Source organism: Xenorhabdus entomophaga, assembly GCF_037996725.1.
Lineage (GTDB): Bacteria > Pseudomonadota > Gammaproteobacteria > Enterobacterales > Enterobacteriaceae > Xenorhabdus > Xenorhabdus khoisanae.
In genome coordinates, this window is record NZ_JBBMXH010000144.1 from 1 (window position 1) to 7,168 (window position 7,168).

Below are 7,168 nucleotides of genomic sequence, written 5' to 3' on the forward strand. Positions count from 1 at the left end.
GTACATCAAAAAATCCTCCCCCATCATCCAAATCCACCCCGACGGCACCTTCATCACCAACGACGAATCCGAGGGGGCCACGGTCACTAAACTCGGCCTCGGTCATTATCAGATATCCGGTGTACTGGGCTATAACGCCGACGGGGCATGGGGTGTGCATGGCGGCATCTCTTCGCCGAAGAACAACAACGGGCTGGAACTCATCTACATCGACGATAAGGTACACAAGGACGGCACTATCACGATTGAGACGTTCCACCGTCAGCATACCCATTTACCCAAGCAGTTCCAGAACAAGCGGATAAAGGAAATCGTGGACGGTGAGAAGGTTTACTATGCCGATGGTGAGCCGTGTGACATTCCCGAAGGTTGTCGCTTAGACGTCCGTGTCCAGATGCCGGAAGATTCGGTGTGGAATTTGAGGTGGGGGGAGGTGGATGGCGACAGAGGGTGAGTAGACTGAACAGGTAAAGTGAAGGCAATTAAACGAAAAGCCACCGGGTGGTGGCTTCCGTGGTTAATTGAATGAATATCATAAAATAGTTTAATGAGTACACTTTAAGCAGCTTTCTTTCTGGCCTGCATGCGCATAGCTTCTGCTCTTTGGTGTATTTCTTTCATAATAGTTTCAAGTTTTAAAGCACTTTCATAAAGATTATTTAGACTTTTCATTTAAGTATCCCTCGTTGATGATTTATCATATTACCATTGTGGACTAACTAAAGTATTACTTCGAATATCATTGTGAGCACGTTCGCAATATTCTGCATCAAACTTTTCAATCCCAATTAGCAAAGAATCAGCAAATAGTAAACCTTGTTTAACGTTTTGCAAATACATCAAGGCTGTAACTGAGTTGATACTATCAGTTGCGTTTTCTAAATCTTTTTCAAGGTTTTCAGCCTCTGACTTCATATAAGAAAATAACTCTCTTAATTGCGCTAATGATGGGTTAGTTAGCTTATGCATACCATCAATGCCAAGCTCTTCAAACAATAGAGAAAGGCTATCCAATGTTGTTGCTACAATCTCAACAAGTTTATCAAACTTATACTGTTCCAATTGATTCATAATATGTTATTGACTTTTCTGATGTTAAATAGGGAGAGGCTCAGCTGGCGATAAATGATTTACACGAAAGCTGGCACTCGAACTTAACTGATCCACATCACGAATCAATCTAATCAAAGAAATGAAGAAACATACTAAACGTATAATGTTTAGCAACCATTTTTTCAAGCAGGAGGCTTCATAATTATACTTTTGATTGATTAATTCGTGATAGAGCTTCATCTTAACTAAGCTGAAACAATGTATTGTTTTAATTGGTTAAAAGTAAACTTATTTTTTCATAAATTTGATCTGGTTAAATTAATTATAGCATTTGATTTGTGAATTTTATTATTCACTTATTTGATTATCACTAATAAATATTTATTCTATTTTTAATTAAATGAAATCATTATAACCACATTTATTTATTTAAAATAAAATAATTCCACGCATCAATCCCTTAATTCTATTAATCTCTGGCTCTGTGACAGAAATAAGTAAAATCAACGACTTAGCTAAAAGCGGGATTTCCCGACTTTAATTCAGCACGCTTCTGTTTCAAACGGAGGCGTGAGTTAACTATAGGGGTTCCTTGAGGTTGAGGGGTCCCGTTGTCGAGGTCATTAGCTCAGTGACCTCGAAGAATACCGTGGTCCTCACTTTGGCCTGTCAATCGGCGAAATATTTCGCTCAGTCATCGGCTAAATTTTCAGCCGATGGTATGCGGAAAATATCTCACACCTCAGTAACTCATTGATAAATATTCAAACGGCATATTTGCAGTCTGGTTATTCCTTGGCCTACCCGATAATTTCGGGTTGGTTGAAAGCACCCCTAAGTGGGAATTCCCGCTTTGGCGATAACTCCTTGATTACTCCATTCGTCCTCACTTTGGGAACTGGAAATATTGAGATGTCTCGGGTGGTCAAAGTGATGGCCTCGGACAAATCAATGGGTTACAGTGATGGCTTGAAAAATAAGCAGACGCCATATTTGCAAACTGGTGATCATTGGTTCCGACGATATTCGTCGTTAGTCACTGAGTTACATTAAGTAACCCTGTGAGTGCAAAGGGTATCATGGAAATCGTTATACCCAAGGTGTGATATCACACCTTGAAGATGGTGGTGATTTCCCGATTTGAAATCGGAAAATTCCTTTCCATCCTCACCCATAACCTTCAATCTTTCCTATCCAACGAGCGTAAAATCATTTTCTATGTACAGCTTTGAGTACGCTTTTTGTTTGTACATAATTATGTTCATATATAAGTTTGTGAAGACAATAATTGTATGTAATAGATTGTTTAATTTGGATATTTAATATTATTGCGTATTCGATGTCGGGATATGCTGGAATGGGTCCCCCAATTGGTGGCACTACTGAATGCGGGTTATAATACAGCCGAGCAGCGTAATGTTGTGTTAAGCTATATTTTACTGAATGGACATACACTGGATCTCTCACAATTTGTCCATCAACTGATTGAACAATCTCCGGAGCATGAAGCGATGTTGATGACTATTGCAGAAGAGCTTGAACAAAAAGGGCGCGAACAAGGTATCAAGCAAGGTATCGAACAAGGTCGAGAGGAAGGTAAGCTGGAAACAGCTCGTGCATTATTACGACATGGTGTCAGTCTGGATATTATTGTCACCAGTACCGGACTGAGCCGGGATAAAATTGAAGCGCTAAAGCATTAAACAAATATTCTCTTTCACATCAAAATGCCGATATCAAAGATCGGCATTTTTACTGAATGAACATACACTGGATCTGGTTACGCAGTAAGCTTCGGGTGCAAAGATTAAGAGTTAGCAGGAAGTGTTAACCATCTGCCAGGTTTTATAACCCCCGGTCAAATTACGGGCCTGAAAACCAAGATGGGTCAGTATTCGCCAGGCAACATGTCCACGCAATCCTGACTGACAGGCGATCAGAATTTCTTTGTTTTTTGGTAATTCATTGATTCTTTGGCGCAATTCATCAAGGGGGATATGCAGGCCTAGCCCAAATCCCCCTAATTTTTTGAGTTCTTCTAACGTTCTGATATCCACCAGAATCTGCCGTTCAGGATCCAGCTGCTGGAACGTGACAGATACGGGTACCACCATGTAGAACGTTACTCGCCACCATCCCAATTTGGTTGACGACACTGCGGGCACTGTTGAAAGGTGGTGCGTAGGAAAATTCCAGGTTTTCCAGATCGTCAACGCTTAACCTTGCACGCTGTGCAACGGCCAGAACATCGATAGTTTTATCAATACCGCGTTTTCCTACCGCTTGCGCGCCCAGAATGATGCCAGAAACTGGTTCGAATAATAACTTGAGCGATATAGGTTGGCTACCGGGATAGTAGCTCGCGTGGTCGGCAGCATGGACAAAAACTTTTTCATAACGAAAGTTATCGCGCTGTAGGACTTTCTCGTTCAATCCTACGCTGGCGATTGCGTAGTCAAATACCTTGCAGATTGCTGTTCCCTGACTACGTGGGCAGCGACGCTTTCCGCCTAACATATTTTCAGCAGCGATTCGTCCCTGACGGTTCGCTGGTCCAGCGAGTGGTATGAGCGTTGGCTTGCTGGTGACCCACTCGGTGGTTTCCACCACATCACCCACGGCATAAATACCCAGCACGGAGGTTTCCATATATTCGTCGACCTGAATACCGCCTCTCTGGCCAATGGCTAATTCGGCGTTTCTGGCGAGGGTTAACTCTGGTTTTACGCCAATCGCCAGCACAATCATGTCTGTGGTCAGTGCCTCGCCGTTGTTCAGTGTGATATGGAGTTTGCCTTCCCCATTTGTTTGTGCAATCTCCGTGAGGCCCGTCTGTAAACGAAGATCAACATCATGCCGGCGGATTTCCTGATGCAATACTTCAGCCATTTCTGCATCAACCGGTGTCATTACCTGTGTACCCTGTTCCAGTAGCGTCACGTCAATACCACGGTGCGAAAGGGCTTCCATCACTTCAAGCCCAATAAATCCTCCGCCAACCACCGTTGCGTGTTGTGGGTGGCGGCGTTCAATATGGGTGAGGATATTGTCCATATCCGATAACGATCGCAACGTAAATACACCTGGTTGATGTACGCCTGGCATTGGTGGTACTACAGGTGATGCGCCTGTACTGAGTAACAGACGATCCCAGGATTCAGTGTAGATGTTGCCTGTTAGTGCATTTTTTATCTGAAGAGTTTTGGCGCTTGTATCTATGCCCAACACTTCATGCTGGAGGCGAACGTCAATCTTAAAGCGCTGCTGAAAATCTTCCGGCGTTTTCAGCACTAAGGACTCTCTTTCAGGAATGTCCCCACCGATGTGATAAGGCAATCCACAATTGGCAAACGAGACATAGCTACCCTTTTCGAGCATGATAATCTCTGCAGTTTCTGACAGACGACGGGCCCTGACTGCTGCAGAGGCTCCACCTGCAACGCCACCGACAATCACGATTTTCATTTTTTTCATAGCCTTACCACCTGTTCTAATTACTCCAGAGAGAAACGTTTAATGATGAAACAGCGATGGCTACCTGATCACATACGGTACTCATCTTGCACTACAATATACATTATTATATTATATAAAAAACTTAATAAAACTACTTTATTGTATGAGCCGCAATGAACAATATCAATCAACAGCAAATGCGTGCCGCCGCAGCCAGAACGGCAGGCATTCTCAAATCACTGGCAAATGAAGATCGACTGCTGCTCCTGTGCCATCTTAGCCAAGGAGAAGCTTCAGTCGGAGAAATGGAGACGGCACTGGGCATTACGCAACCTACCCTGTCACAACAGCTTGGGGTATTGCGTCGACAAAATTTGGTTGAAACCCGTCGTGAGGGAAAACACATTTTCTATCGGATTGCCACTCAGGATGTATTGATATTGCTGACCACTTTGTATGAGCTCTATTGTCCCAACATTGATGAGGATGTTTGTAATGATGATTGATATGGCACAGTTTACCCCGCTGCAAAGTTTTGTTGGTGGGCTTCTTATAGGGGCAGCCGCATGGGCGCTGCTCCTGTTCTGCGGCAGGGTAATGGGCGTCAGCGGGATACTCGGCGGCGTATTGTCACGATCTGCGTTAGATAAAGGTTGGCGACTGGCATTTTTGCTTGGTGTGGTGGCATCGCCCTCGCTTTATCGTCTTGTTACGCCATTGCCTTCCATTGATTTGTCTGGATCATGGTCGATACTGATCATCGCGGGAATATTGGTCGGTCTTGGCACACAGTATGGTTCAGGTTGCACCAGCGGACATGGAGTGTGTGGACTGTCGAGGCTGTCGGGGCGTTCACTGGCGGCCACGGCGACCTTCATGATTGTAGCGCTTATAACTGTTTGGGTTATAGGATTTTGGCGTTAATAACGCCAACAGGAGCAAGCAATGAACAGCGTTTTCTCGTTACTGGCAGGATTACTGTTTGGCATTGGATTGATTGTCAGTGGCATGGCAGACCCGGGTAAGGTCATTAGCTTTCTGGATATTACCCGCGTTTGGGATCCCTCACTCGCGTTTGTCATGGGCGGTGCCATCAGCGTGGGTTTCTTTGCCTTCCGGATGGCGAAAAAAAGAAACCGTCCGGTGTGTGTGGAAAAAATGCACTTACCTACCGCGACACAGGTTGATAAGCGCCTTATTGGAGGTGGCGTACTGTTTGGTATCGGTTGGGGACTGGCTGGCATCTGTCCCGGCCCCGGGCTGGTATTACTGGGGGCTGGCACATTAAAAGGTTTCGTATTTGTGACCGCAATGGTGGCTGGAATGCTGATCTTTCAATGGCTGGAAAAAGCGGGGAAATCATGACCCTGAGTAGTGTAGGCACGCTTCCGTTCACGTTTTCTATTTGTACATAGATGGTATACTTGTGATTTTATTAAGTTGTATATTTAATATATTGTTTTAATTAGCGTTATTTTAAATATGGATTAATCTTCATGGAAAATACTTTCCAGAAAGCGCGCTGGTTACGGGATTTACAACGTTTTTTACCTCTGAAAAGTCAGTTCATTTTATCCGGTAACGTCAGGGATTTGCAGGCGTATGAAATCGCGCCGGAAATTATCACACCGCTGGCATTGAATCAGGCTCTGCAAAATACGTTATTTGATATGGGCTATGTGCATATTATGACGTTTAACCCGCTTTCCGGATTTACCTTAATCAATCATCCATCTCAGTCACAAGTACAAGGGCAGGCATTATTACAACGGCTGGGGTTGTCGATGAATGGCAACCGTATTCCCGGTGGCATTGATCTGCTAAATAGCGTATTGGAAAAATGGGTAGAATACCCGGATGAGCCGATAGCATTATGTGTGGATTTTGCGTCCTGCCTGATCTCTCAGCGTGAAAATCTCTCTGTGATTGAGCACCACCTGTTTACCCGCGCCTTAATTCTTTCTCATCAGACAAAAGCCCGCCCGGCAGGGGCACAGCGCCAGCCATTTTTTAATACCATTTTTTGGATAGTCGAAAAAGAGACCGACTTACCGGACTGGTTTCTGATTAATAATCCCCGAATCCGACACATTCCGGTTGCCAAACCTGACGGACAGATGCGCCGGGCACTGGCACCGACGTTATTGCGTTCGTTACCGGACTTTGAACAGGTGGCGGATGATGAACATACCACTTTACTAAATGATTTTATTGATGAAACCGAAGGGCTGTTACTGCTCGATTTAACCGCTATCGTACAGCTTGCCCGTCTTGAGAACGTCCCGGTCACGCGTATCAGTGATGCGGTCAGGCGGTATAAAGTCGGTATTACAGAAGATCCGTGGCAAAAGATTGATAAGGATAAAATCCGTAATGCCTATGACATCATACAACGGCGTGTAAAAGGGCAGTATCACGCTGTCACACATTTGCTGGATATTATTAAACGGGCGGTAACCGGTGTCGGCAGCAATAAAAGCGGGCGACCTCGTGGTGTATTGTTTCTCGCCGGTCCTACCGGTGTTGGTAAAACAGAGCTGGCAAAAACCCAGGGCAAACGGGTCTAAATTGACCAACATGGTGACTCGATACATTGAAATAGGACAAGACCACTATTTATTTGTGATTTATCATCAGCACCCTGTTAATGATTACGGTA

The 7,168-nt window shown here is 44.5% G+C and carries 7 protein-coding genes and 2 pseudogenes; 7 read left to right on the forward strand and 2 right to left on the reverse strand.

Annotation, left to right across the window (positions count from 1 at the left end; translation table 11 throughout):
• Positions 1 to 454, forward strand: a 454-nt coding sequence (locus AAC854_RS20280) for a phage tail fiber protein (protein ID WP_479715129.1), incomplete at its 5' end; no start/stop codon positions are given.
• 248 nt (positions 455 to 702) lie between these two features.
• Here the strand turns inward: AAC854_RS20280 and AAC854_RS20285 are convergent.
• Positions 703 to 1,071, reverse strand: coding sequence for a hypothetical protein (locus AAC854_RS20285; RefSeq protein WP_340618684.1), 369 nt, complete (start codon positions 1,069 to 1,071; stop codon positions 703 to 705).
• Positions 1,072 to 1,965: 894 nt separating this feature from the next.
• Between AAC854_RS20285 and AAC854_RS20290 the strand changes: the two genes are divergently transcribed.
• Together AAC854_RS20290 and AAC854_RS20295 are read left to right on the forward strand one after the other, a co-directional pair.
• Positions 1,966 to 2,106, forward strand: a complete 141-nt coding sequence (locus AAC854_RS20290; protein WP_340618685.1) for a hypothetical protein — start codon at positions 1,966 to 1,968, stop codon at positions 2,104 to 2,106.
• Positions 2,107 to 2,372: 266 nt separating this feature from the next.
• Positions 2,373 to 2,756: pseudogene (locus AAC854_RS20295) on the forward strand (Rpn family recombination-promoting nuclease/putative transposase); the annotation flags it as partial.
• A gap of 111 nt (positions 2,757 to 2,867) precedes the next feature.
• Here AAC854_RS20295 and AAC854_RS20300 read toward each other — a convergent pair.
• Positions 2,868 to 4,518, reverse strand: a pseudogene (locus AAC854_RS20300) (FAD-dependent oxidoreductase).
• Between the two features lie 164 nt (positions 4,519 to 4,682).
• On the opposite strand from AAC854_RS20300, the gene AAC854_RS20305 reads away from it, so the two are divergent.
• The 4 genes from AAC854_RS20305 (at position 4,683) to AAC854_RS20320 (ending at position 7,076) form a co-directional block, all read left to right on the forward strand.
• Positions 4,683 to 5,015 (forward strand): metalloregulator ArsR/SmtB family transcription factor, encoded by a 333-nt coding sequence (locus tag AAC854_RS20305; RefSeq protein ID WP_340618686.1) that lies wholly within the window; start codon positions 4,683 to 4,685, stop codon positions 5,013 to 5,015.
• Positions 5,005 to 5,433 carry a YeeE/YedE family protein gene (locus tag AAC854_RS20310; protein WP_340618687.1) on the forward strand — a complete coding sequence of 143 codons (429 nt, stop codon included), beginning with the start codon at positions 5,005 to 5,007 and terminating at the stop codon, positions 5,431 to 5,433. Before AAC854_RS20305 ends, AAC854_RS20310 begins: the two co-directional genes overlap by 11 nt.
• Positions 5,434 to 5,454: 21 nt before the next feature.
• Complete coding sequence (locus AAC854_RS20315) at positions 5,455 to 5,874, forward strand: DUF6691 family protein (protein ID WP_340618688.1); 420 nt, start codon at positions 5,455 to 5,457, stop codon at positions 5,872 to 5,874.
• Positions 5,875 to 6,005: 131 nt separating this feature from the next.
• Positions 6,006 to 7,076 carry a hypothetical protein gene (locus tag AAC854_RS20320; RefSeq protein WP_340618689.1) on the forward strand — a complete coding sequence of 357 codons (1,071 nt, stop codon included), beginning with the start codon at positions 6,006 to 6,008 and terminating at the stop codon, positions 7,074 to 7,076.
• Positions 7,077 to 7,168: the final 92 nt, after the last annotated feature.

Coding starts and splice junctions, on each gene's coding strand:
- AAC854_RS20285 (WP_340618684.1), bottom strand. CDS start 1,071: ATGAATCAATTGGAACAGTATAAGTTTGATAAACTTGTTGAGATTGTA.
- AAC854_RS20290 (WP_340618685.1), top strand. CDS start 1,966: ATGTCTCGGGTGGTCAAAGTGATGGCCTCGGACAAATCAATGGGTTAC.
- AAC854_RS20305 (WP_340618686.1), top strand. CDS start 4,683: ATGAACAATATCAATCAACAGCAAATGCGTGCCGCCGCAGCCAGAACG.
- AAC854_RS20310 (WP_340618687.1), top strand. CDS start 5,005: ATGATGATTGATATGGCACAGTTTACCCCGCTGCAAAGTTTTGTTGGT.
- AAC854_RS20315 (WP_340618688.1), top strand. CDS start 5,455: ATGAACAGCGTTTTCTCGTTACTGGCAGGATTACTGTTTGGCATTGGA.
- AAC854_RS20320 (WP_340618689.1), top strand. CDS start 6,006: ATGGAAAATACTTTCCAGAAAGCGCGCTGGTTACGGGATTTACAACGT.